Annotated in this window: 18 protein-coding genes and 1 riboswitch; of the genes, 2 read left to right on the top strand and 16 right to left on the bottom strand. The window is 48.0% G+C overall.

Features of this window, described 5'->3' with window-relative positions:
* Nucleotides 1–178: 178 nt before the first annotated feature.
* From H8S75_RS24135 to H8S75_RS24120, 4 genes are all read right to left on the bottom strand, one after another.
* Nucleotides 179–865 carry a DUF554 domain-containing protein gene (locus tag H8S75_RS24135; RefSeq protein ID WP_187023732.1) on the bottom strand — a complete coding sequence of 229 codons (687 nt, stop codon included), beginning with the start codon at nucleotides 863–865 and terminating at the stop codon, nucleotides 179–181.
* Between the two features lie 25 nt (nucleotides 866–890).
* Nucleotides 891–2,057, bottom strand: a complete 1,167-nt coding sequence (locus tag H8S75_RS24130; protein ID WP_187023731.1) for a M20 metallopeptidase family protein — start codon at nucleotides 2,055–2,057, stop codon at nucleotides 891–893.
* Nucleotides 2,050–3,267 carry an MFS transporter gene (locus H8S75_RS24125; RefSeq protein WP_187023730.1) on the bottom strand — a complete coding sequence of 406 codons (1,218 nt, stop codon included), beginning with the start codon at nucleotides 3,265–3,267 and terminating at the stop codon, nucleotides 2,050–2,052. Before H8S75_RS24125 ends, H8S75_RS24130 begins: the two co-directional genes overlap by 8 nt.
* Before the next feature lie 95 nt (nucleotides 3,268–3,362).
* Nucleotides 3,363–4,181, bottom strand: coding sequence for a MerR family transcriptional regulator (locus H8S75_RS24120; RefSeq protein ID WP_187023729.1), 819 nt, complete (start codon nucleotides 4,179–4,181; stop codon nucleotides 3,363–3,365).
* Between the two features lie 192 nt (nucleotides 4,182–4,373).
* Nucleotides 4,374–4,469, top strand: a riboswitch (purine riboswitch).
* Nucleotides 4,470–4,490: 21 nt separating this feature from the next.
* Here H8S75_RS24120 and H8S75_RS24115 point away from each other — a divergent pair.
* Nucleotides 4,491–5,903 (top strand): NAD(P)/FAD-dependent oxidoreductase, encoded by a 1,413-nt coding sequence (locus tag H8S75_RS24115; protein WP_187023728.1) that lies wholly within the window; start codon nucleotides 4,491–4,493, stop codon nucleotides 5,901–5,903.
* A 127-nt stretch (nucleotides 5,904–6,030) separates the two neighbouring features.
* Here H8S75_RS24115 and H8S75_RS24110 read toward each other — a convergent pair whose 3' ends face one another.
* Complete coding sequence (locus H8S75_RS24110; RefSeq protein ID WP_187023727.1) at nucleotides 6,031–7,545, bottom strand: glycoside hydrolase family 43 protein; 1,515 nt, start codon at nucleotides 7,543–7,545, stop codon at nucleotides 6,031–6,033.
* Nucleotides 7,546–7,858: 313 nt separating this feature from the next.
* Between H8S75_RS24110 and H8S75_RS24105 the strand changes: the two genes are divergently transcribed.
* Nucleotides 7,859–9,679, top strand: coding sequence for a hypothetical protein (locus tag H8S75_RS24105; protein ID WP_243270440.1), 1,821 nt, complete (start codon nucleotides 7,859–7,861; stop codon nucleotides 9,677–9,679).
* 66 nt (nucleotides 9,680–9,745) lie between these two features.
* On the opposite strand, the gene H8S75_RS24100 is transcribed toward H8S75_RS24105, so the two are convergent.
* From H8S75_RS24100 to H8S75_RS24050, 11 genes are all read right to left on the bottom strand, one after another.
* The gene (locus tag H8S75_RS24100) at nucleotides 9,746–10,621 is read right to left on the bottom strand and encodes a DMT family transporter (protein ID WP_187023726.1); all 876 of its coding nucleotides are present in this window, start codon (nucleotides 10,619–10,621) and stop codon (nucleotides 9,746–9,748) included.
* 196 nt (nucleotides 10,622–10,817) lie between these two features.
* Nucleotides 10,818–11,615 carry an HAD hydrolase family protein gene (locus H8S75_RS24095; protein ID WP_187023725.1) on the bottom strand — a complete coding sequence of 266 codons (798 nt, stop codon included), beginning with the start codon at nucleotides 11,613–11,615 and terminating at the stop codon, nucleotides 10,818–10,820.
* Complete coding sequence (locus H8S75_RS24090; protein ID WP_187023724.1) at nucleotides 11,612–12,196, bottom strand: xanthine phosphoribosyltransferase; 585 nt, start codon at nucleotides 12,194–12,196, stop codon at nucleotides 11,612–11,614. The genes H8S75_RS24095 and H8S75_RS24090 overlap by 4 nt, the downstream gene beginning before the upstream one ends.
* Before the next feature lie 28 nt (nucleotides 12,197–12,224).
* Nucleotides 12,225–13,343 (bottom strand): trigger factor, encoded by a 1,119-nt coding sequence (tig, locus tag H8S75_RS24085; protein WP_187023723.1) that lies wholly within the window; start codon nucleotides 13,341–13,343, stop codon nucleotides 12,225–12,227.
* Between the two features lie 148 nt (nucleotides 13,344–13,491).
* Nucleotides 13,492–14,892, bottom strand: coding sequence for an aminopeptidase (locus tag H8S75_RS24080; RefSeq protein ID WP_187023722.1), 1,401 nt, complete (start codon nucleotides 14,890–14,892; stop codon nucleotides 13,492–13,494).
* A gap of 86 nt (nucleotides 14,893–14,978) precedes the next feature.
* A complete protein-coding gene (dtd, locus tag H8S75_RS24075) occupies nucleotides 14,979–15,428 on the bottom strand; it encodes a D-aminoacyl-tRNA deacylase (RefSeq protein WP_187023721.1) in 450 nt (149 codons plus the stop codon).
* 43 nt (nucleotides 15,429–15,471) lie between these two features.
* Nucleotides 15,472–17,274 carry a glycerophosphodiester phosphodiesterase gene (locus H8S75_RS24070; protein ID WP_187023720.1) on the bottom strand — a complete coding sequence of 601 codons (1,803 nt, stop codon included), beginning with the start codon at nucleotides 17,272–17,274 and terminating at the stop codon, nucleotides 15,472–15,474.
* Between the two features lie 136 nt (nucleotides 17,275–17,410).
* A complete protein-coding gene (locus tag H8S75_RS24065) occupies nucleotides 17,411–18,103 on the bottom strand; it encodes a GTP pyrophosphokinase (RefSeq protein WP_187023817.1) in 693 nt (230 codons plus the stop codon).
* 131 nt (nucleotides 18,104–18,234) lie between these two features.
* A complete protein-coding gene (locus tag H8S75_RS24060) occupies nucleotides 18,235–19,314 on the bottom strand; it encodes a S1 RNA-binding domain-containing protein (RefSeq protein WP_187023719.1) in 1,080 nt (359 codons plus the stop codon).
* Nucleotides 19,315–19,504: 190 nt separating this feature from the next.
* Entirely contained in the window at nucleotides 19,505–20,869 is a 1,365-nt protein-coding gene (locus H8S75_RS24055) for an MATE family efflux transporter (protein WP_117633697.1), read from the bottom strand.
* 222 nt (nucleotides 20,870–21,091) lie between these two features.
* Nucleotides 21,092–24,086, bottom strand: a 2,995-nt coding sequence (locus H8S75_RS24050) for a doubled motif LPXTG anchor domain-containing protein (protein WP_187023718.1), incomplete at its 5' end; no start/stop codon positions are given.

Raw genomic sequence — 24,086 nt, 5'->3', positions numbered from 1 at the left:
ATTCCCTGCTGCCAGCGGCGGGGTATTGGACTTCAGAACGCCCGAAAAGCGCTAGATTTCCTTGTAGGGGGTATCTAACGCTGGCTGGTTTACTCATTTTAACAGTTTGAAACCTTGATGTAAAGGGGGAAGAGAGGAATTTATCCAGTAAGATTTAAGAGAATGCTGCGGTTCAATATCAACGAATTACCATTAGAATCAGATAATACGCCACCGGCCCCAGCAGTGCGGGCAGGTAATTAGCAACCTTTAAATGCAGGATATCCAATAAATCCAGCGACATGGCAAAAATAAGAAGAGAACCTATAGCCGAGATTTCATTGATAACCGCATCTGTTAAAAACGGATGGAGCGCGCCCGCTAAGAGAAAAATCACCGTCTCATATAAGAACACAAACGGGCCGGACAGCATAACACTGGGGCCATAAATCGCACCGTAAATTAAGGAGCTGCAGGTATCCAGGACTATTTTAAATATCAATATGGACGCATCGCCCTTTAAACCAATGTCAAGCGGCCCCACAATTGCCATGGAACCAACACACTGAATCATGAAGACTGTTATAAAACCTTTCACAAAATTTTTATTCGCTTTTTTAAACTTTGATTTAAGGAAACCACCAAACCGGTTGAATTTCCCATCCAGATCGCAGCCGGCGCCGGCCAATGCGCCTAAAACACAGCTGATAATCATCAGAGCTGAATTCTTTGTCGTTATTGCGCCCTGGATTCCGACTGCCGCAATACACAGGTTTGCAATAATCAGCCCGGCATCAATCTGTTTTTTAGATATGATTTTTTTAACTAAACCACTTAGAAATCCTCCGGCTTCGATTCCTATCATATTGAGAAATATATATAACATAAGTAATGCTGCCCCCTTGGATCAATTACTTTAAAAAGTTTAACACGCTCTGTACCTCTGTCTTTACACCAGAGATAAGCGAATCTTCCTTAATCATAAACTTTGGATGATGATTGGCAAAGCCACACCCGTCCGCCGCAGTACCACCGCCCAGCTGGACAAATGAAATCGGGGCTATCTGACGATAATATGCGAAATCCTCGCTTGCGCTGATGATCGGCACTTCCCTCACCATCTCCGCGCCAAGCACTTCTTTCGCACTTTTCATGACCAATTCAGAGAGATTCTTATCATTGATAACCGACGGATAAGAAAATTGATAATCCAGATCATAGGATGCGCCATATATTTGACAGGTTTTATCCACGATATCCTTTATGCGCTGCGCGATTCTCTGTCTTGTCTCTTCGTTTACCGTACGGACAGATGCACTCATATAGGCTTTATCCGAGATGATGTTCGGCGCTTCCCCTGCTTTAAATTCCCCAACAGTAAGAACTGCCATCTCTCCCGGCGTCGCATAGCGGGAAATGACGGTCTGAAATTCATTGATCATCTGTACTCCCACAATGATGGGATCAATTCCCTTCTGAGGCATGGAGCCATGGCTTCCTTTTCCCTGTATGTTTAGGAAAAAACCATCTGCGGCCGTTGTCGCAGGACCTTCTGTGTGAACATTTATGGAGCCTGCATCTAGATTGGAGATAATATGCAGACCAATTACGGCATCTACATCATCAATGAGTCCGCTATCGACGATTGACTTTGCCCCGCCGGGATTGACCTCCTCTGCATGCTGGAATATGAATTTCACAGTTCCGTGAAGCTGGTGTTTCATTCCTGATAAAACCTTTGCCGCTGCCAAAAGCATGGCTGTATGGGTGTCGTGACCGCAGGTATGTGCAGCATTTGCTACTACAGACTGGTAAGGCAGCCCACTTTCTTCCTGCATCGGCAGTGCATCCATGTCGGCGCGAAGCAAAATAGTCTTTCCCCCAAAATCTCCTTTTAAAATACCCAATACACTGGTTTCTGTCGGCTCTGCAATTTCAATTTGCCCAAAGGAACGCAGTTTTTCTTTTACGTATGCCGCTGTGTTATACTCTTTAAAAGACAATTCCGGATTTTGGTGGATATGTCTTCTCCATTCTATCATTTCCTCTACCGGGATTTTATCAAACCATTCATTCATTTTCAGTACCTCCTACAATTTCTACAGGTTTTTTCACAAACAAGGCGCAAGCGCCTGAGATAATCATGCATACGCTCAGACAGATAAAGGAATATAAATAGCTGGTCGGCTGTGCGAATAAGCTAACTAACTGCGGTGAAATAATTCCGCCTACGAAAGCGCCGATATTTAATACGGCAAATGCGGCTCCGATAATCTGCTTTGGCACAAGCTGATAAGGTACCGATAAGAGCGCCGAAAATGCCAGCATCATAGTGAATACGGATACATACAAAGCTCCAATCGCAAGCATATAAATGGGAGCTGTTATAAATACCACTAAACATACAGCTGTCAAAATCGAGGATACGAAAATAAATTTTAATTCTTTTCCTTTAAAAAATTTGGTGATAATGGAACCACTTGATGCCATCGCAATTGTCATGATGATATAAAAAGCAACCATTATTTTTGATAAAGTTCCCTGATTCTCCACGTTAAAATTAATCCGGAGCACATTGGGCAGCCAGAACAGCATGGCAACTCCCACAAGGTTGCTGAACAATACCGCGAGTGCCAGCAGTAATGTATTTTTATTCTTCCATGCGTCAAAGAAGCCAGCCTTCTGCTGCGGAGCCTTAACCACCGCATTTCCGGCTCCCTTATCTTTAAAATTGTCCTTCATCAAAAAGATGACGGCCAACAGCGCTACCAGGTAGCCTGCTGAAAGGAAATAATAAGCATAATGCCAGTTGCTGTTAATCATACTTTCACCAACGGTACTCGCCAAGATACCCCCAATTCCTGCTGTTGCAACAACGAAGGACTGTACCTTTGCACACTGATCACTCTGATAATGCTCGCTGATGATCTTCGGCGCGCCATTGGTATATCCCGCCTGCCCGAATCCAACCATGAAACGCAGCAACACGATTGCCCCCAAACCGGTAACACTACCAAACAGGAATGAAAATACGGTCAGCAGCGCTAATGAAATAACCACAAACTGCTTATAACCGAAGCGGTCCACCAGCCATCCGCCGGGAATCGTCACCAGGATAAAGCTGACATAAAACACGGAAGAAAGATTCCCCATTTGTGTTTTTGTGAACCCATATGTACTAATTAATTTATCTGCTGTAAATCCGATCATACTTTTATCGAGGTTTGCAAAGATACCGATAAAACAAATTACACCAAATACAATCCATTGATTTTTTGTTAATTTCATGACCTTTTCTCCATTCTACTTGAACTGTTCTTCTGAACACAAACATCATAAACCTTCAATCAGCTTGAGAGTCAATAGTAAAATGAAAAAATATTTTATTTTTCGTCACGTGTTTCATAAGGGACCCATACCAAATGAGAAATATAATAATTCTCAGGTTCCCAACTGGCAAATATCACCCGTGAAATGCTTTCTCCCTTTATTTGCAGATGATTTTCTGCGGCAAAATCCAGCAGCATTTTTGACTTTTCTGGCATCGTGCTTTCCGGTGTTGCTTCATAATAAAATATGATTGCCGGGCAGACTTCATAGTATTTCACAATCTCGCTCTCATGAACACCCAAAAACTCCGCCGTCGCCTTATCCAGACAAAAACCAAAATCAAACTCATGCTTTCCGGATTTAATGACCTCCGGCGAGGCAGAACCTGACATAAATGGAAGATCTGCATGCTTTAACCATTTGACCAGTTCTGCCTGTACCTGATTATCCAAGATTAAATCAAACTGCTTCTGGTAATTCATCCGGTACAGAGCCGGCCGTATCCCTAAAAAGCATCCCCGTTTTGCATTCTGCGCCTGTGTCATACTGGAAATAGCAGAATGAATGCTGTTTAACTTCAGATTCATATAAAAAGCCTCATTTATCAGCTCCGCTTCTTTATTTTCCAAGGACATCTCCAGATTCGCCATGGAAGTCTGCTGCATGATATCGCCCACCTCCTGCAGCGAATATCCATATTTGTGAAACCTCTGGATATTCAGCAGATGATTGATCTGGATAATATCAAAATATCGGTAATTCGAATACTCATCCTTGAAGGGCCGGATTAATCCCTTTTTTTCATAATTTCGTATGGTTTCCGAGCTAATCCCCAACATCTTTGAGATTTCTCCGATTTTATATGTCTTCAATGTAAGACCCCACCTTCTATATTATTTATATAGAAGTATTATATCAGATCCTTTGCTGAATCACAGTTTAAATTGTATAAGTTGAGCCTCTGTCCCGCTCCCGGAAGATGGCGGAGGCTCAACCTATACTCTTAATTACCAAATTTACCCGAACGCACATCTTGCGGTGCCCCTCCCAATATGGTAAAATGCTAATGTCACTGAATCACACCTTATATAGGTTCAAAATAGGTTGAACGTTTCTACCAACTACCGGAATAGTTGACTATAAGGCTGGTTGGTATTTTTATGGGAAAAGGAGTGTTGTTCATGAGTTCAAATTCAAGTAACTATGATGTCATCATCATCGGGGCGGGGCCTTCCGGTATTTTCTGTGCCTATGAGCTGATTCAGCAGAAACCGGATTTAAAGATCCTGATGGTCGAGAAGGGGCGCAGAATCGAAAACAGGACGTGTCCGAAGAGGACGACCAAGACTTGCGTGGGATGCAAGCCATGTTCCATTACCACCGGTTTTGCCGGAGCGGGTGCATTTTCCGACGGCAAGCTGTCACTCTCTCCAGACGTGGGCGGGAATCTCCCGGAGATTCTGGGATATGATAAGACAGTGGAGCTCTTAAAGGAATCCGATAACATCTATCTGAAGTTCGGCGCCGACACGAATGTATACGGCATCGACAAGCAGAAAGAGATTCAGGAGATCCGCAGAAAGGCGATTAACGCCAACTTAAAACTGATCGAATGTCCGATCCGCCATCTCGGCACAGAGGAAGGCTACAAGATCTATACCCGCCTTCAGGAGCATTTACTGGCTCAGGGCGTTGAGATGGAATTCAACACCATGGTAAAGGATATTATTATAGAAGATAACGAGGCGAAGGCTATCGTTACCGATAAGGGCGAGACGTATTACGCGCCGGAGATCGTATCTGCCATCGGCCGCGAAGGCTCTGACTGGTTCAGCCATATCTGCGACGCGCACGGCATCGAGACCCGCGTCGGAACTGTGGACATCGGAGTCCGCGTAGAGGTCCGCGACGAGATCATGGAGTTCTTAAACAAGAATCTCTATGAAGCGAAGCTGGTCTACTATACCCCGACCTTTGATGACAAGGTGCGTACCTTCTGTACGAATCCTTCCGGTGAGGTCGCCACAGAATACTACGAAAACGGACTGGCCGTTGTCAACGGGCACGCCTATAAATCCAAGGAATACAAGACAAACAACACGAACTTCGCGCTTCTTGTCTCCAAGAACTTTACGAAGCCATTCAAGACGCCGATTGAATACGGCAAGCACATCGCCCAGCTCAGCAATATGCTCTGCGACGGCAAGATTCTGGTTCAGACCTTCGGCGATTTCCAGCGCGGCAGACGTACCACGGAAGAACGTCTCTGCCGCAACAACTTAATCCCGACCTTAAAGGACGCGGTTCCCGGCGATTTATCTCTGGTATTCCCGCACCGCATCATGGTCGATATTAAGGAAATGCTGCTGGCCTTAGACAAGGTCACTCCAGGTATCGCCAGCGACGAGACACTGCTTTACGGTGTGGAAGTAAAATTCTACTCCAACAAGGTTGTTGTCAATTCTGACTTCGAGACCAGTGTCACGGGACTTCGCGCCATCGGAGACGGCGCCTCCGTTACGCGCGGGCTTCAGCAGGCATCTGCCAACGGAATCAGCGTGGCGAGGAGCATCCTGAAAAAAATGGAGAGTTAGGAATCATCATATAATCTATCATGGATAACAAATAAAGCGTGGAAACGCCGAGCAGATTCTTCTCGGTGTTCTCACGCTTTTTATTTGTTGCAGAGATAAATGGTCTCCCCCACGCACTGGCACCTATTTATTCAAACATGACGTACTCATAATCGCAGTATCCGGCCGATTCCTCATTTTCACGCGAGCAGGACCACAGGCAGAGCTTCGCTCCTGTCCAGGTGGCCCGGCACAGCCTAAATACCGGCTCCAGCTTCTGGAACACGGTGCCATCGGCGGACCATGAAAACTGGTATGTCTTGTCCCCGGAGACAGAAAGCTTCAGCCACAGGCTGCTGCCGGCCGCGGGTGCCTTAAGGACACAGCGCTCCTCCGCTTCACCGAGGAACATTTTCTCCGAAACGGTCCCCTCATAGCAGCGAAGCTCCGGTCCGTCCGGCCCCTGGTATAAGCCGGCGTAGGCGTAGGAATGGCCCACCATGCCGATGCCGCCGAAATCTCCGTTCTTATCTCCGTGGAGTTCCAGCCTGGCTATCATGGAAAACTCCTTTTGCTGGGGGATCTGGGTCAGCACATTGGGGGCGTACCAAAGGAGATTGTCCCTGTCCGGATTTCTGCGGCAGTACAGCCTTAGATGGCCCGGTGCGGCGGTCAGGGAATAGTTTTCCGGATTGGGATTTGCCTGCCACTGCCACTGGAGACCCAGGGTCTCCGAAGAGAAATCATCCGCACGCGCTATCTCATACTCCGGCATGCCTTCCGCCGGCATTTTCCATTCCGCCACAGGCTCGCCGATTCCGTCTCCGTCCGTATCCTGTCCCATAAACGGCCATCCGTCCACAAAACACATGGGCTGTAGATGGATGATTCTCCCCAGTTCCAGGACATCCTGAAAATGGATGAACCAGTCCCTTCCGTCCGGGGCCGTTATCCAGCCGCCCTGGTGAGGGCCATTGATGGGGGAATTGCCCTGACGCATGACGATCTTATACTCATAAGGGCCGTACACAGACGTGGATCTAAGGCAGGACTGCCATCCGTTCTCCACTCCGCCGGACGGCATTAAAACGTAATAGTATCCATCTTTTTTATACATCTTCGGCCCCTCTGTGGTCGGGGCGATCTGCTCGCCGTCGAAGATCAGGACCGGTTCGCCGATGAGTTCCCGGCAGTCGGGGTCGATCTCCACCACCATCAGGCGGTGCTTAACCCCAGCCCTGCTGCCCGCGTAGGCAAAGATCATGTATGCCTTCCCGTCATCATCCCAGAAAGGACACGAATCGATCCAGCCCTTTCGTTCGCACAGCATGTTCAGCTGGAATTCTCCATAGGGATCGCGGCTTCTGGCCACCAGAATCCCTTCGTCCACCAGAGGGATAAACACGATGAAGGTTCCGTTGTGGTAACGGATCGCCGGTGCCCAGGTTCCGGATCCATGGGAAGGCACCGCGTATTTTTCATACGGCAGCTCCTTCACACAGTAGTTGATCAGTTCCCAGTGCACCAGATCCTTCGAATGCAGGAGAGGTACCCCGGGAAAATAAGTAAAGGAAGACGCCACCATATAGTAGTCTTCTCCGACCCGAATCACATCGGGATCCGAATAGTCCGCGTACAATACCGGATTTTTGTAAGTCTGCATAAAATCCTCCATTTCAGCCACGCCCTGTCTTACAGGCCATGTGCTCTCATAAAGTTTGATAAATTCTGTGCGATCATGGTGTGACCCGCGTCTGAAGGGTGCAGTCCATCCGAGGACAGCCCCCGAAACGTTCCCATGATCTGCGTTCCATTCCTATAATACAACCAATCATACTTTTTTTCCAGTACAGCTGTGCACTCTTTTATCTTTATAAAATCTTTATACTCAGAATGCGAAACCTTCCTTGTGTTTTTTCTATTTTGCAATATAATAGTACTATTACTATTCAATATTTCTCAAAAGGGAGTTTCGCATGAAAAAAAAGACTAAGTTACTCTTAAACCTTGCTCTGACTCTGTTTTTCCTGATTATGATCATTGTCAAGGGCCCCAACTTAAATCCGCTGTATTCGGATGGCGCATTCGCCTGGTGTTTTATATTCAGCTCCTACGTCGTCTTAAATTTCCTGATTGGTTTGGGCGGAATCCGTGTTACTACGGATCAATCCTCCCACATGTCCGTCAGCTTGGACAAGAACGTCAAGGGAATTAAAACAGGAATTACGCTGCTGATCATTTTCTGGCTGCTGTATTTTGCAGTCACGGTACTCTCCATGCCTCTGTTTAATTACAAGGCGTACCGCGACCAGCTAGGGCAGCCCGAAATCTCGGAGTTCACCGAGACGGTACAGCCGCTGGCCCTTAACCAGCTTCCGGTCATGGACAAGGCACTGGCCAGGGAACTGGCCGATAAGAAGGTGGGCGAGAATCCGGGACTTGGCAGCCAGGTCGTGCTGGGAACTCCCGTGATCCAGAAGGTCAATGGAAAACTGGTGTGGGTTGTTCCGCTGGAGCACTCCGGCTTCTTCAAATGGTTAAAGAATCTGGACGGCTCCGCCGGATACATCGTCGTATCCGCGACCGATGTAAGCGATGTGGATCTGGTAACGGATCACAAGATCAAGTATCAGGAGAATGCCTACCTGCTGGACGATTTAAACCGCCATGTACGCCTGTTTGAAGGCGGCCTCTTCCGGGGTATGACGGATTACTCCTTCGAGCTGGATGACGACGGCGTTCCCTACTGGGTAATCACTACCTATAAGAACCGCTGGCTGTTCAGTCTTCCGGAGGCAAGCGGCGTGGCGATTGTAAACGCCTCCACTGGTGAAACTAATTATTATGGTGTGGATGATCTGCCGGAATGGGTAGACCGCGTTCAGCCGGAAGAATTTATCATGCAGCAGATTCAGAATCAGGGCGCCTATGTTCACGGTATCTTCAACTTCTCCAACCAGGATAAGTTCCGAACCAGCCAGGGCAACATCATCGTCTACAACGGCTCCGACTGCTACCTCTTCACAGGACTCACCAGCGTGGGCTCCGATGAATCCGCCATCGGATTTATCATGGTGGACATGGTAACGAAGGAACCGAAGATGTACCAGATGAGCGGCGCCACCGAGATGGCGGCCCAGCAGTCCGCCCAGGGTAAGGTTCAGCAGTATGGCTATTCCGCATCCTTCCCGATGATCATCAATCTGGACGGAAAGGCCACGTACTTCATGACACTGAAGGACAGAGCCGGTCTGATCAAGCAGTACGCTTTCGTCTCCGTATCCAACTATACGAATGTCGGAACCGGGGAGACCATCGACAGCGCGCTCCGTAATTTCCGGCAGGTTATGGGAAGCAGCAATGACGGCATCATCACAGGGCAGAATGCAAAGGAAGCCGAAGGAAAGGTCTACCGGATCGCCAGTGAGGCATTAGGTGAGAGCATCACCTACAAGCTGATCCTGAAGGAGAAACCGGATCAGATCTTTACCATTTCCTACGATCTGAGCAATGAACTGGCCCTCACAGAGCCGGGTGACCGCGTAAAGATCAACTATATGGCGAGTGGTACCGGAATCTGTATTGCCACCGCGTTCGACAATCTGGAGTTTAAGCAGATATCCGATGATGAAGCAACGGCTCCGGCTGAACCGGATGTCCCTCTTAAATCGCCTTCACCTGGCAGTGAGGTTCCGGATGGGGGCATGGCTGGAGGCGCCAGCGGCGTTCCAGACAGCAACGGTCCAGCGGAGGCCGAGAGCAGCAAACCCGCAGAATCGGTAAGCAGCGCAGAATAATTATAAGGATAAGAAAAAGCTATGGAAATATTGCCGGGCAATAATTCCATAGCTTTTTCTTACGATTTATCTGTCCTGCGGCCCCCTGCCGCCCATCCACGTCATCCCAAGAATCAGCGCGGCTCCGACCATTTGCGCTACGCTCATTGTCTCCCTGAGTATTACCGCAGATAAGAGAATCGCGGTCACCGGATCGATATAGCTTAGGACCGCCACAGTCTGCGCCGGCAGCTTCTTCATAGCCGAAAAATACAGAAGGTATCCCACTCCGGTATGGACAATCCCCACAAATGCCAGCAGGACCCACGATACCGCCGGAACGGACGCCCAGACCGCAGAGAACGGTTCTGCAGCGGTCAGCACCGTATAGGGAAGCAGGATAACAGCCGCCACGCCCAGCTGTGCAGCAGTTGTCTCCAGCCCGGTCAGGCCCCTCATAAATTTGTTGAGTATCATGACACTGGCATAGAGGACCGCGGCCATCAGGCCGAAGAATATGCCGAGAAGGCCATTTTCACCATTCTCCAGAAAGAGTACATTGGATACCAGGAGCATTCCAATGACCGCTCCTACCGCGCAGCACAACTTCTTCTTTGTCAGCTTCTCCCCCAGCACAATGGGCGACACAAGGATCACGAACACCGGGGCAAAATAGTAGCTGAGCGTTGCACACGACACCGTCGTATATCGGTAGGCCTCAAACAGAAAAATCCAGTTAAAACCGATTGCTGCTCCCGAAAGCACCAGCACCAGCCAGTTGCCCTTAATCGCGCTCCAGTTGACCAGCTGTTTCATCAGACCTCCGGCCGTGACCAGAAAGAGGCAGCCAATCACGCCCCGCACCAGGGCAATCACACTGGAGGGGAGCGCGATCCCCCGTACAAACAGACCAATGCTTCCAAACATCAGCATGGCCACGATCACATTCACTTTTGCTTTCATACTTTAACCCATTCCTTTGTTAAACTACGATTAACTTTAGTTGTTTTTCCCTGGAATGTCAACCTCTTTTCAAACAAAGACAGGCGCCACTCCGAATTAACGGCCGTGGCGCCTGTTACTCTCATATCACTTCAGTCTCCTGCATTGCATGAATATCGCAGTGAAAGTGCAATGCTGCACTGGCTCTGTATGCCGCTTAGATCAGCTTCAGCTTCTTCATGGCATACTCAATTCCATCATCCTCCACATTCTTTGTAAAGAACGTGGCATATGGCTCCAGCTCCACATCATGGTGTCCCATGAGAATACAGTTCTTCGCATGTTCAAACATCGGAAGGTCGTTGGTGCTGTCACCGAACACGTAAGCGTCCTCAAGCGCCATTCCGTACTTCTCCAGAACCACATCGATGGCAGTCGCCTTGGAATAATCCGCCGGAACACATTCATAGAACCCGTCTCCCCGGTCTATGATGTTATATTCCAGCCCCAGCGCCCTTGAAAATCCGGCCAGATCGCTCTGCTCGTCTGCGAATACGCAGAACTTATCGAAATCATAGCAGTCATCTTCCCAGGTATAAGGCGCTCCATGGCCGTCTTTCTCGACATTTTCCCGGATCTGTTCCAGCTGGGTAAATCTGGTTTTGGCTTTTCTGAAATAGCAGTGCTCCGTGCCTTCCAGAATTCCTTCCATATTATACTTTAAAATGTCCTTCTTAATTTGCAGGCCGCGCTCATGAGGAATGGTAAAGGAAAACAGCACCTCGTCATCCACAATCACCCTTGTGCCGCATCCGCAGCAGTAGCCGTCCACTTCAACCAGGCCCTTGATCGGACCGATCAGGCTGTATGTACGGCCGGAATTGATAAATACCAGATGCCCATTGGCCCGCGCTTTCGCAACCGCACGCTTGGCACTCTCCGGTACATTCCGGTTCACTTCAGAAAGAAGTGTCCCATCTATATCAAAAAATAATGCTTTTCTGTTACTCGTCATTCATCACCCCGAAAACGGATACTGCCCGTTTTTTCATCCATGCTTTCTACGATTGCAAGGGATTCGACACGGATTCCATCCGCACGCAGACGGTCTCCTCCAGGCTGAAAGCCCTTCTCAATCACGATTCCTGCACCGACTAACTCCGCTCCCGAATCCTTCACAACAGCTGCCAGGCCCTCTAAAGCCTTGCCGTTAGCAAGGAAATCGTCGATCAGCAGAACCTTGTCTCCAGCGCCTAAAAATTCTTTGGCAACCATGATATCATAGACTTTACCATGTGTAAAAGATTCCACCTTGGTGGTGTAGACATCCCCGGCGATATTCTTCGTCTTGGACTTCTTCGCAAAAACTACCGGAACATCGAAATACTGGGCAACAATACACGCGATGCCAATTCCGGAAGCCTCAATTGTAAGGATCTTATTGATACTGTCATCGGAAAAACGTCTCTTAAACTCCTTTCCGATCTCTTCAAACAGCTTAATATCCATCTGATGGTTTAAAAAGCTGTCTACCTTCAATACATCGCCGGATTTAATCTTTCCGTCTTTCCGTATCCTGTCCTTTAAAAGCTGCATAAAGGTTCCCCCTACTCGTAAAATTTTTTTATTTGATTACTGCATTATCAACTAAAAATTTCATGGTCTTGGTAGAAATCAGATAGTCGTCCACATTATATGCTCCGGCTGACTCAATCATCTGATCTTTACTCTCGTATCCCATCTCTGTCGCAAGATTATCACGATCTTCGTCAGATACGGTTATACCTTCCTGATCCGCGATCGCGTGGAATACCAGTCTCTGCTCAACCGCAGACTTTGCAATATTCTTTACGTAGTTCTCTTTAAAGGTCTCCTCATCCACACCGTAGAACGCGGATGTAAATGTATTTAAATCAATGCCGTACATCGCTGCCTGATTGGTATAGTTGAGCAGATAATTATTGAAGTTCGCATCAACGGCTTCCTGCGTCGTCTCGATCTGACAGTTTTCAACGACTGCTTTCAGGATGTCATTCTCAACTGCCGCCTGCGCCTGGCCTTCCTTCTGCTCCAGAAGGCTCTGCTTTTTGCTTTCCTTATACTCGTCAACCGTCTTGAAATCAGATACTTCCTGAACGAACGCCTCGTCTAATTCCGGCATGTTCTTTTCCTGTACGTTGTTGACAGTTACCTTGAATACAACTGCCTGGCCGGCTAAATCCGCGTTGCCGTAGGATTCCGGGAAGGTTAAGTCGAGCGTCACCTCATCGCCCTTTTTTGCGCCGATCAGTCCGCTCTCAAACCCGTCAATAAACTGGTGAGAACCGATCACAAGATCCTGTCCCTGAGCGGTACCGCCGTCAAACGCCACGCCATCCTTTGTTCCTACATAGTCAATATTTACCTTATCTGTATCCTGAACAGCACGGTCCACATCATCATAGGTGGTTTTGCTCTCGCGCTCTGATAAGATCGCAGCGTCCACTTCTTCGTCAGATACTTCCACCGGTGTCTTGGTCACTTCGATTCCCTTATAATCACCGAGTGTCACAGTACCGTTATCGATTCCGGATAAATCCATCATCTGCAGCTGTTCAGACGCGCCCGCCTCTGAACCGGCCTCCGTAGTAGTCTCGGCAGTGGTTTCCGCAGGTGTCGTCTCTTCTGCCGCCTTCTTGGAGCAGCCTGTCACAACTGCCGCCATAATAAGACCACAGGCAGCAACTTTTAAAAATTTTCTCATAATACGTTCCTTTTCCTTTAATCAAAATAATAAATATATAAAATGCTTCCTGACAGTTATACCATATCGGAGCATGTAAAAAAAGCTTTTTACCGAAATTAACAAAAATTTCAGAATACGCAGCTGCCGTTTACGGCTCCGCAGCCCCTTAGGATGCCCTGTAAAAAGCCAGAAACGCTTTGTATGTATTATATACATCCAGCTTGGAGGCCAGCTCAAACGGAGAATGCATGGAAAGAATCGGCACTCCCAGATCGACTACGTCCACGTTCATATGCGCTACATACTGAGCGATTGTTCCGCCGCCGCCCACATCGACAGCACCGAGCTCACCGATCTGCCAGTACACGCCCTCCTGATCCATCATAGCGATGACCTTTGCCATCACTTCGGCGCTGGCATCGTTGGATGAGGACTTCCCACGGCTTCCTGTATATTTAGTCAATACGCATCCCTTATTTAAATAACAGGAATTCCGCTCCTCATAGACATTCGGAAATGTAGGATCGTAAGCCGCATTCACATCGGATGATAAGCAGATGGAATTCCTCAGTGCGCGTTTCACATCTGCGCCCTGTGTCTCCGCCAGTTCTTCTACATAATGGAGTACATAATCGGAGTTTAGTCCGGTATTTCCCACAGAGCCGATCTCTTCCTTATCGGTAAGAATGGTTACAGTGGTGTAGACCGGATTCTCTGTCTCAATCTCCGCCATCAGCGCTGTGTATGCACACACTCGGTCATCCTGTCCGTAAGCGCCGATCATACTGCGGTCCAAACCTACGTCGCTGGCCTTATGAGCCGGAACCAGTTCTATCTCGGCACGGAAAAAATCAGCCTCAGTAATTCCATAACGTTCGTTTAACAGCTGAAGCGCCAGCAGCTTAACCGGCTCCTTGATCTTTGCTTCGTCCACATATGGAATCGAGCCAATAATTACATTCAGCTCTTCCCCCTTCAGTCCATCCTTTAAGGGGCGCATATTCTGCTCAGCCGCCAGATGCGGAAGCAGATCCGTCACACAGAAGACCGGATCGCCTTCCTGTTCCCCGATATTCACCTCTACAATCTCGCCGCTCTTCTTCACGATGACGCCGTGCATGGATAACGGGGTGGCCCCCCACTGATATTTGCGGATTCCACCATAATAATGAGTCTTAAAATACGCCAGATCACTTTTCTCATAGACAGGATTCGGTTTCAGATCAAGGCGTGGGGAGTCGATATGCGCTCCGTTTAAGCGAAGTCCTTCTTCTACAGATTTACTTCCGAACGTTGTCGCTATCACCGACTTTTTCCGGTTTACCAGATATACCTTGTCGCCTGCAGAATACTTCTTACCGGCTTCAAACGACGTATAGCCTGCGGCTTCCAGGATCTTTACAGCTTCCTTTACGCACTCCCGCTCTGTCTTACCCTTATCCAGAAATGCCTTGTATCCTGCCGAGAAGGCTTCCGCAGCTTCACGCTGTTCCGGCGCCTCCTTTGCAATATTCGGGAATTCCCATATTAATTCTTCTGCTAAAATTTCTCCCTTTGTCTTTTCCATTGTGTAAATAACCTCCATGTTTGTCTGTTTATTTTATTGTTTCAATTTGCGCCCGGTAATCACTCAAAGGGCAGCTGTATCCTATTTCAGAAAAGTTCGCCGCTGTCAAGCACCAGGGTGAACGGTCCGTCATTTTCCAGATCTATCTTCATATGTGCGCCAAAGCTTCCATGCGCTACCGTCTGAATGTGTTCACGGCACCGGGCAATCACATATTCGTACAGTTCTTCCGCCAGTTTCGGCCCCCCGGCCTTTACAAAGCTGGGCCGGTTGCCCTTTTTACAGTCCGCGTAAAGCGTAAACTGGCTTACCACCAGAAGCGCTCCTCCGACATCAGCCAGCGAAAGATTCGTCTTTCCATTCTCATCTTCAAAGATACGCAGTTTGCATATCTTATCCACCATCCGGTCCGCTGTCTGCTCCGTGTCCGTGTCTGAGACACCCAGAAGAAGCAGAAAACCTTTGCCGATGGCTCCAATTACTTTCCCGTCCACGGACACTGCCGCGCGGGAAACTCTCTGCAGTACAACCTTCATGCCAATAACTCCTGTCTATTAGTAACAGTTCAGACTGTTACGTCTACTTTAATACAAGCCGGAGATATTCAAACAGCGTCTCCGTCGCCCGCTCCCGATAGACGATCTCTCTCGCCAGAACCGGGTAATCTGTGATGATGTTGTCAACTCCCAGCATTTTCATACGCTCCATCTCGCTCTTGTTGTTCACCGTCCACGCATGGATCGCTTTTCCTTTTTCATGGGCGGCTTCCACCAGCTTACCGCTGACAAAGCTGGACCGTATGCTGATAAAATCCACATCATCATCAGAGTAATAATCGCCGTACGCGGCAGAAATAATATATCCGGTTCGTATATCCGGATCTAATTCCTTCACCCTGGACAGATAGGAGAGGCGTGTGGACGTTACCACACACTGTTCCTTCATCTGAAAATCCGAGATCAGCTCCACCACCTTATCCGGCAGGGGACTGTCCTTTCCCAGGTTCTTAATTTCAATATTCATCTTGACCCGGCCCTTGCAGAACTCCATAATTTCTGCGAGCGTCGGAATCCGCTCTCCTTCGAACTCCTTGGAAAACCATTTCCCCACATCCAGATCCTGGAGATCTTCCAGGGTGTAGGAGCCGATAGTCCGGTTCACTCCCGCCACCCGTTTCAGTGTGGAATCATGCCCCAGAACCACCACGCCGTCGGCCGTCTCCTGCACATCGATCTCCACAAAATCGGCCAGATTCTCCACTGCCAGTTCCATCGCGGCCATGGTGTTCTCCGGTGCTGATTTAGAGCTTCCGCGGTGAGCCGTGATCTGGATCTCCGTCAGGATATCATCGGTTATGGCCGAACCATTTCTCACAAGATTGAAGAGAAAAAAGAGGCTGAGCGCCGCCGCCACAGCCACGCCCGCTCCCAGTATCCGTCCGCGGAACGATTTTCTGGAGGGATAGGAGAAATCCCATCGGGGCTCCCGGCTCAGACGGTTGCTGTACTGATAATACTGGACGCTGAGCGCCGCAAAATTCCCCAGAGCCAGGGCCATGCTGGCCAGGAAGATAAGAACCAGCTCGATCCGGTCCCCGACCGCCGGCAGAATCGCCAGCGCCAGGCGGTTATCCGTAAACAGGCTCATACCGATCGCCGCCACCAGGATACAGAAAATATAGATCACATGAAGCAAAACGATCAGTCCCGCATAATATCCGCCCAGCAAAAACACGGTATTCGCCAGATGGCCCTTTAACAGCCTCCGGCTTCGCCTGTAACCGTCCCGGAAGTTCTTCTGTTCGATCATACAGGTGTAAAACGTGTACAGCCCCGGTACAACCGCCAGGATGACCAGCACCACCGCCGCGCAGACCGCCAGGCGGCCGGCATTCTGCTTCATCAGCTCCGACATAACAAAATTCAGCGGCTTGACATGGGTCAACACCCGGTAGATTAAATAGAGGTTGGAAATCCCATAATCGGCCAGAATCAGAAGCCCTAACCGCCAGTTTTTCTTCTTAATCTCATCAGACAGCTTCGATAATCCGCCTAAAAAGATCTCTCCCACACTGAGCTTCCGGAAATACGCCGCCCCCTGAAACAGGGTCAGGAGACATCCGGTCTCAAGCGCAAGAAAGAGGATGCCAATGATACCGATCACAAGAATCATGACGATCGTCCCCGGCTTCAGAAAAAAATAACCAATATTGCCCGCAGTTAAATAGCTGTATCCGGCCATCTTTAAAGACCACTTTAATCCCTTATTAAGCAGGAAGAGATAAAGCGGCCCGGTAAGCAGGCGGTACAGGACTTCAAAAAGCAATGCATTCTTCTGATTAAATTTAAGAATCTGGCATGTTTCCTTCGTCAATGTCCTCATATACAACCTTCTTCTACAGGGTTATTATTTTCAATCCATAGCCTGTCATTCCAATCCATATCCCGTTGTTTCCGTCCCCGCCTGATCTGCTAAAAAGCAGCCCGAACGGATGGAATCCGCTCTGGCTGCCCACATTCTACGGTAATTCTTCCTCTGCCACTTCCTCGTCATCGGGCATCTCCTGATCCTGCGACCGCTGTGCCTCCGCAAGTTCCAAAATAGCCTGATTTAAGGAAAACATCTTTACATCCAGCATATTCACCACATCCGCGCAGGCCTTCAATTCCTGCTGTAAATACGCCGGGGCATTTCCTTCAAATTTGTAATAGATCTTATGTTCCAAACTTGCCCAGAAGTCCATGGCAATGGTTCTGATCTGAATCTCCACCTTCGTATCGACAGGTCCGTCAGTCAGATAAATCGGAATCGTCACAACCATATGATAACTCTTATAGCCATTGGGCTTTGGATTCTTAATGTAATCTTTTACGTAGAGCACCGTAACATCGCTCTGTTTCGTTATCATCTCAGCGATCTGATAGATATCTGATGTAAAGGAACAGATAATCCTTATTCCCGCGATATCGCTTAACTTTTCCACCATGTTGTCGATCGTCACTTCAAATCCGTAGCGCTTCAGCTTCTTAACGATACTGTCCGGTGTCTTAAGACGGGACTTGATGTGCTCAATCGGATTGTAATTGTAGATGTGCACGAACTCATTATTGAGTATCTCAATCTTTGTATTGATTTCCTTTAATGCCGAGTCATACAAAAACATCACAGATTTCCACTGGTCAACCTGGTTAAATGAATTGGGAATATTCATCTTCATTCCTCCCTTCCTCACCACGTGTCCGCATTCTAGTCAGTCCGGGCAGAACCGCGACAAAACGCCTCTGCCCGTTAGAATTAGTATACCATAGAAACCCGGCATTTTATATTCTTTTTCCTGACTTTCTAAAATTTTAATCCTTTTAACAGTGCGCCCAGGCCCGTAGTCACTTCTCCGTCGCCCTTGAAATCGAATCCTTCTAAATCGATTTCCTCTTCCGGTTCGAGGGCCTTCATGCTTAAGCTGATCTTGTTGTCTTTAATGGAGATAATTTTTACTTTTACCGTCTGGCCTTCCTTTAAGACAGCGCCCGGATGTTTGATTCTCTGGTTGCTGATCTGTGAAATATGAAGAAGTCCGGATAAGCCGTTCTCCAGGTTTACAAAGGCGCCATACTCTTTTAGTGTATCCACGGTTCCTTCCATGACGGCTCCCACTTCACACTTGGCGATCTTCTTATTCTTTTCTTCCTGAAGCTTCGCACGCGCAGGCTCCTTACCGGAAAGCACCAGTTTCTTTGCTTCCGGATCAGCGGTAATAACGGTGGCTTCTATTGTCTTTCCATTATATTCCTCTAAGTCCTCAACATATTCCGCCGCCAGCTTGGAAGCCGGAATAAATGCTCTGACGCCCTCCAGATACGCAACGGCTCCGCCCTTTACGATCTCTGCAATCTTAACGTTTACGATGGTGCGGTCGGCCAGCATCGCTGCAAACTTATCCCATAACATGTTTTCGTTGGCTTCCTTCATGGAAAGCTCGATATTGCCTTCCCCGTCGTCGGTGCTGATGACCGTGGCTGTAATCTCATCGCCAGGATGAATCTCCGCCTGAAGCTGGAAATCAGGATCACCGTTGATGTTCTCCTTGTTGATCACACCGCCTGCGTAATATTTCAAGTCAACCAAAACCTGGTCTTCCGTCACGCCTGCTACAGTTCCGGTCAGGACATCGCCTTCTTTTACGCGCTTAAAGGAAGCTTCCAGTTCTTTGGCATAGTCTTCCATGGTTTCTACGCGGGCTTCCGGTTGTGGTTGTGCTGCTTCTGTTGGCGTTGATTCTGTTGGCGCTGATTCTGCTGGCGCTGATTCTGTTGGCGCTGATTCTGCTGACTCCGCTTCTGTTACTGGTTCAGCCGGTGCGTTTACCACCTCTTTCTCTACGAGCACGTCCTGCTCCAGAGCTACATTTTTTTCTTCACTCATGTTTCTCTCCTCCATTTATGTTATTATTTTATGTAAAATTTAATAATTTTCCTTTACAGTATACCATAAACAAAGGGTTCGTGGAAGCCCCGCTATTCCTTCAATTTTCTTAAATATTACTAAATTATTCTGTCCGATGCTTCAGCATACGCATTTTATCCTATTAAAATTAAAACAAAAACCCGGGAAGTCAATTCTTCCCGGGATAGACACGTTTTCTCAAAAACCATCTCTGTGGATCACGAATCTGAATCTGATAGCACAGCCATAACGGAATACACGCTGCGATCCATGCCAGCGGGCTCGCCATGCAGATCGCCATATATCCCCATTGGCCGGTAAGCGTAAAGGCGATAATGGTTCTTACAACCATCTCCGCCACACCACACAGCATGGGAAGAATTCCATTTCCCAGGCCCTGAAGGACGTTGCGGTACAGAAACAAAAATGCCAGAAATACAAAATACCACGATATGGTGTGCAGATAAGTAGTCGCATATCCTAACACCTCTTCCGATGGATTGGATATGAACCACCGAACAATGCTTTCACCGCACACAGCCGATATGAATACCGCGACCGCCACAGCCCCCAGTACAATCATGTAAGACTGGCGCACGCCTTCCTTTACCCGGTCGAACCGGCCAGCGCCCATATTCTGTCCGCAATACGTCGCCATGGCTGCCCCCAGTGTAATCATAATCTGCGTAGATAAATTCTCGACTTTGGACGCGGCCGTATAGGAAGCCACCACAGTGGACCCAAAGTCATTGATGGCGCTCTGAAGGATCATAACGCCAACCGCAGTAATCGAAAATTGCAGCGCCATCGGAAGTCCCACACTGAACATCTGAACCACCGTATACCACCGGCACCGGAAATCCGACTTTTCCAGCCGCAGCATCGGAAACTTTTTAAACATATAGACAAGACACAGCACCGCGGAAACTCCCTGAGCGATTACCGTAGCCAGTCCGGCGCCGGCCACTCCCATATGGAATGTGATGACAAATAAAAGATCCAGTACCACATTTAAAAGAGATGACACAATCAGGAAATAGAGCGGCGTACGGCTATCCCCGACACCTCTGAGAATGCAGGAAAGCACATTATAATAGAGCGTTGCCCCCAGACCACCATAAATCATCATCAGATATGAGGAGGCGCCTTCCATAATATTGTCAGGCGTTCTCATAAGCCTTAAAAGCGGTTCAGTCGTTACCATGGTTACCGCAGTTAAAACCACCATAACCGCTGCGCTGAGCATCAGCGCCACAGCGACGTAATTTCGCAGCCGTTTCTTGTCACCCGCTCCAAAGGCCTGAGATATCATAACCCCAAATCCGCTGGCGATTCCATTACAGAAACCGATTACGAGGAACACCATGGAACCGGTGGAACCCACGGCCGCCAGTGCCTCCTCTCCAATAAACTGTCCCACAATAATGGAATCCACCATATTGTAAAACTGCTGAAAAATATTTCCGATCAGCAGCGGAATGGAAAACGCCAGAATCAGCTTCAGCGGCTTTCCCTGTGTCATATCCTTTGTCATCTTTACATGCTCCCTGTTTTGTCGCAGATCACGAGTCAATTTTATCAAGTATATAATCTATCACAACTTTTCCACGATTACCAGTGGTTTCTTCAGAAACGGGGGAATGAACAAAAATAGAGGAAGACCAGCCGGCAGAGTGTACATTCTGCCGGCTGGTCTTCCTCTGTTGCTTGTTTCTTGGTTGCTTGTTTCTTTGTTACTTGTTAAATCATCCCTGAATTACTTGTTTTCTTCTTTCTTCTTGTTATTCAGCATTGTAAACGCTGCTAACAGGAATCCGGAAAGTATTGCTGCTAATCCTGCCTGAGCTCCTGCGCGATCGCCAGTCTTTGGAAGACCCGCTAACGGCACATTGCCATCATCAATCAGGATTAAGTTGTCTGTCGGGTTACCGTCAACCGGTGCATTTGCTAATGGTACTGCATCCGGATCGATTGTTACGGTAGGACCATCATCAGTTCCAGGACCTCCTGGCTGGTACGGTGTGTTTTCATTCGGAGTGCTTCCACCGCCGTTTCCACCCTGGTTGCCGCCGCTATTGCCGCCCGCTGATGTTACGGTTAAGAGGCCATCAGTATAGGTTATTACATAGTTTGCAGTAACATCAGTATTACCAGATTTAATAATTGCATTGCTTGCAACATTTGCACTGGTTCCAGTCATTCTCTGAGTTCCTGTTACCGTTACGCTGTCAAGGGTCTGGCCTTCTGCCAGTGTTCCGCCCGTAATCGTTGCTGTCGGGGCTGTTAAATCGGTACCATCATAACGTTTCTCGGCACTGTCGGCAGTGATTGTAATTTCACGTTTGCTGATTACTACGGTTCCTTCTGCTACCTGAGTCTCGTTATAATTCGGATTTGTGGCTTTTACATATACGGTATAGGTACCGGCTTCGGTGAAGGTTGGGGCTGTTTCACTCCAATCCGTCTGGTTCGTAGAATAAAGAATCGTGGAACCATTCTGCACTGCGCTGGCATCTACGCCATATGCTTTGCCATCGTAAGTTGCTGTAGTACCTGTTATAAACACTTTGTTTGTATCAGCTGATGTTATTTCAAATACTGCGTTATCGTAAGTTATTAAATAGTTTGGATTACTTCCAAGAATAACTTCAATTGGATAAGTTCCAACATCTTCTCCAGCTATACGATTCAGATTATAATTTAATTTCTCACCAGTTACAATACCTGTTATAGAAGCCATCAATTCAGGATCTTCTGTGCCAAATACCTTGCCATTATTTGATGCCTGGATATGGGCAGGACGCTGAGTTATCATAAATATTACATCTACCATAGCGGTGTTACTGTAGTTCGGGTTCGACGCCCTTACATAAACCGGATAACCGCCTTCCTGGTATTCCGTAAACTGCGGGATTGTTCCGCTCCAGCTCTCACCATTTGTTGAATACTCAATGGTCGTTCCCTTTGTATCACTTGCTTCCGCAGCCTTGATTCCGTGGCCTGCTCCGTCGTACACATGGCTTAAGCTTTCTGCATCTACTGTGACTTTAAGGCCGTCTTTCCTGTTAACTGTCAGCTTTCCATTTCCGAGACTTACTGCATAGTTCTTTGTTACATCAGCTTCTCCTGACAATATCCTGACGCTGTTCTCTTCCACACTTACCGTCTGCTCTCCGGCTTCCGTCCTCTTATTATTTTTCAAGACTGCACTTACCTTATGGTCTTTTAAAGCTCCGGCTGTGTTTTCTGCGTTTGATACCGTATAAGTGATTTCTGTTACTTCCTTCTCACTTCCGTCATACTCTGTATCCAGGGTTCCTGCCGCTACGTTAATCGGGCGCTTGGTGATTCTAAAGATCACGTCTGCTTCTGCCACGTTGCTGTAGTTATCATTTTTCGCCCTTACATGGACCGGGTACCCTTCTTCGCGGTATTCGGTAAACTGCGGGATTGTTCCGCTCCAGCTCTCACCATCTGTTGAGTACTCAATGGTCGTTCCCTTTGTATCACTTGCTTCCGCAGCCTTGATTCCGTGACCTGCTCCATCATATACATGGCTTAAGCTTTCTGCATCTACTGTGACTTTAAGGCCGCCCTTCTGGTTAATTGTCAGCTTTCCATCTCCGAGGCTTACTGCATAGTTCTTTGTTACATCAGCTTCTCCCGACAGTATCCTGACGCTCTTCTCTTCCACACTTACCGTCTGCTCTCCGGCTTCCGTCCTCTTATTATCTTTCAGGACTGCACTTACCGTATGATCCTTTAACGCTCCGGCTGTGTTTTCTGCGTTTGATACCGTATAAGTGATTTCTGTTACTTCCTTCTCACTTCCGTCATACTCTGTTTCCAGGGTTCCCGCCGCTACGTTAATCGGGCGCTTGGTGATTCTAAAGACCACGTCTGCTTCTGCCACGTTGCTGTAGTTATCATTTTTCGCCCTTACATGGACCGGGTACCCTTCTTCACGGTATTCGGTAAACTGCGGGATTGTTCCGCTCCAGTTCTCACCATCTGTTGAATACTCAATAGTTGTTCCCTTTGCATCACTTGCTTCCGCCGCTTTGATTCCGTGGCTTTCTCCATCGTACACATGGCTTAAACTTTCTGCATCTACTGTGACTCTAAGATCACCCTTCTGATTAATTATCAGCTTTCCGTCTCCGAGGCTTACCGCATAGTTCTTTGTTACATCGATTCCGCCCGACAATATCCTGACGCTTCCGTCTTCTATTCTTACTGTCTGCTCCCCTGCGTCTGTCCTCTTACTGTTCAACAGCTTTGCGGTTACGGTATGGTCTGCCAGTACACCTTCTGTATTTTCACTGTCTGCTTCCGTATAGCGGATTTCTGTTACTTCCTTCTCGCTTCCGTCATACTCGGCCGTCATGATTCCAGCTGATACAGTTACCGGACGTTTTGTTATGTTAAACTCAACCTCGGCTGTTGCTGCGTTGCTGTAATTATCATTCGTCGCCCTTACATAAACCGGATATCCACCTTCCTGGTATTCCGTAAACTGCGGGATCGTTCCGCTCCAGCTCTCACCATCTGTTGAATACTCGATGGTCGTTCCCTTTGCGTCACTTGCTTCCGCCGCTTTGATTCCGTGGCCTGCTCCGTCGTATACATGGGTTAAGCTTTCTGCATCTACTGTGACTTTAAGATCACCCTTCTGATTAATTGTCAGCTTTCCGTCTCCGAGGCTTACTGCATAGTTCTTTGTTACATCGGTTCCGCCCGACAATATCCTG

The sequence above is a fragment of the Hungatella hominis genome (genome assembly GCF_014288005.1).
Lineage (GTDB): Bacteria > Bacillota > Clostridia > Lachnospirales > Lachnospiraceae > Hungatella > Hungatella effluvii.
The sequence above is the reverse complement of the archived record's forward strand: the minus strand, read 5'-3'. Positions and strand labels throughout refer to the sequence as shown.

Excerpts from the sequence above, each read along its gene's own strand:
- H8S75_RS24135 (WP_187023732.1), bottom strand. The coding sequence starts at position 865 with ATGTTATATATATTTCTCAATATGATAGGAATCGAAGCCGGAGGATTT.
- H8S75_RS24130 (WP_187023731.1), bottom strand. The coding sequence starts at position 2,057 with ATGAATGAATGGTTTGATAAAATCCCGGTAGAGGAAATGATAGAATGG.
- H8S75_RS24125 (WP_187023730.1), bottom strand. The coding sequence starts at position 3,267 with ATGAAATTAACAAAAAATCAATGGATTGTATTTGGTGTAATTTGTTTT.
- H8S75_RS24115 (WP_187023728.1), top strand. The coding sequence starts at position 4,491 with ATGAGTTCAAATTCAAGTAACTATGATGTCATCATCATCGGGGCGGGG.
- H8S75_RS24110 (WP_187023727.1), bottom strand. The coding sequence starts at position 7,545 with ATGCAGACTTACAAAAATCCGGTATTGTACGCGGACTATTCGGATCCC.
- H8S75_RS24105 (WP_243270440.1), top strand. The coding sequence starts at position 7,859 with ATGAAAAAAAAGACTAAGTTACTCTTAAACCTTGCTCTGACTCTGTTT.
- H8S75_RS24100 (WP_187023726.1), bottom strand. The coding sequence starts at position 10,621 with ATGAAAGCAAAAGTGAATGTGATCGTGGCCATGCTGATGTTTGGAAGC.
- H8S75_RS24095 (WP_187023725.1), bottom strand. The coding sequence starts at position 11,615 with ATGACGAGTAACAGAAAAGCATTATTTTTTGATATAGATGGGACACTT.
- H8S75_RS24090 (WP_187023724.1), bottom strand. The coding sequence starts at position 12,196 with ATGCAGCTTTTAAAGGACAGGATACGGAAAGACGGAAAGATTAAATCC.
- tig (WP_187023723.1), bottom strand. The coding sequence starts at position 13,343 with ATGAGAAAATTTTTAAAAGTTGCTGCCTGTGGTCTTATTATGGCGGCA.
- H8S75_RS24080 (WP_187023722.1), bottom strand. The coding sequence starts at position 14,892 with ATGGAAAAGACAAAGGGAGAAATTTTAGCAGAAGAATTAATATGGGAA.
- dtd (WP_187023721.1), bottom strand. The coding sequence starts at position 15,428 with ATGAAGGTTGTACTGCAGAGAGTTTCCCGCGCGGCAGTGTCCGTGGAC.
- H8S75_RS24070 (WP_187023720.1), bottom strand. The coding sequence starts at position 17,274 with ATGAGGACATTGACGAAGGAAACATGCCAGATTCTTAAATTTAATCAG.
- H8S75_RS24065 (WP_187023817.1), bottom strand. The coding sequence starts at position 18,103 with ATGAATATTCCCAATTCATTTAACCAGGTTGACCAGTGGAAATCTGTG.
- H8S75_RS24060 (WP_187023719.1), bottom strand. The coding sequence starts at position 19,314 with ATGAGTGAAGAAAAAAATGTAGCTCTGGAGCAGGACGTGCTCGTAGAG.
- H8S75_RS24055 (WP_117633697.1), bottom strand. The coding sequence starts at position 20,869 with ATGACAAAGGATATGACACAGGGAAAGCCGCTGAAGCTGATTCTGGCG.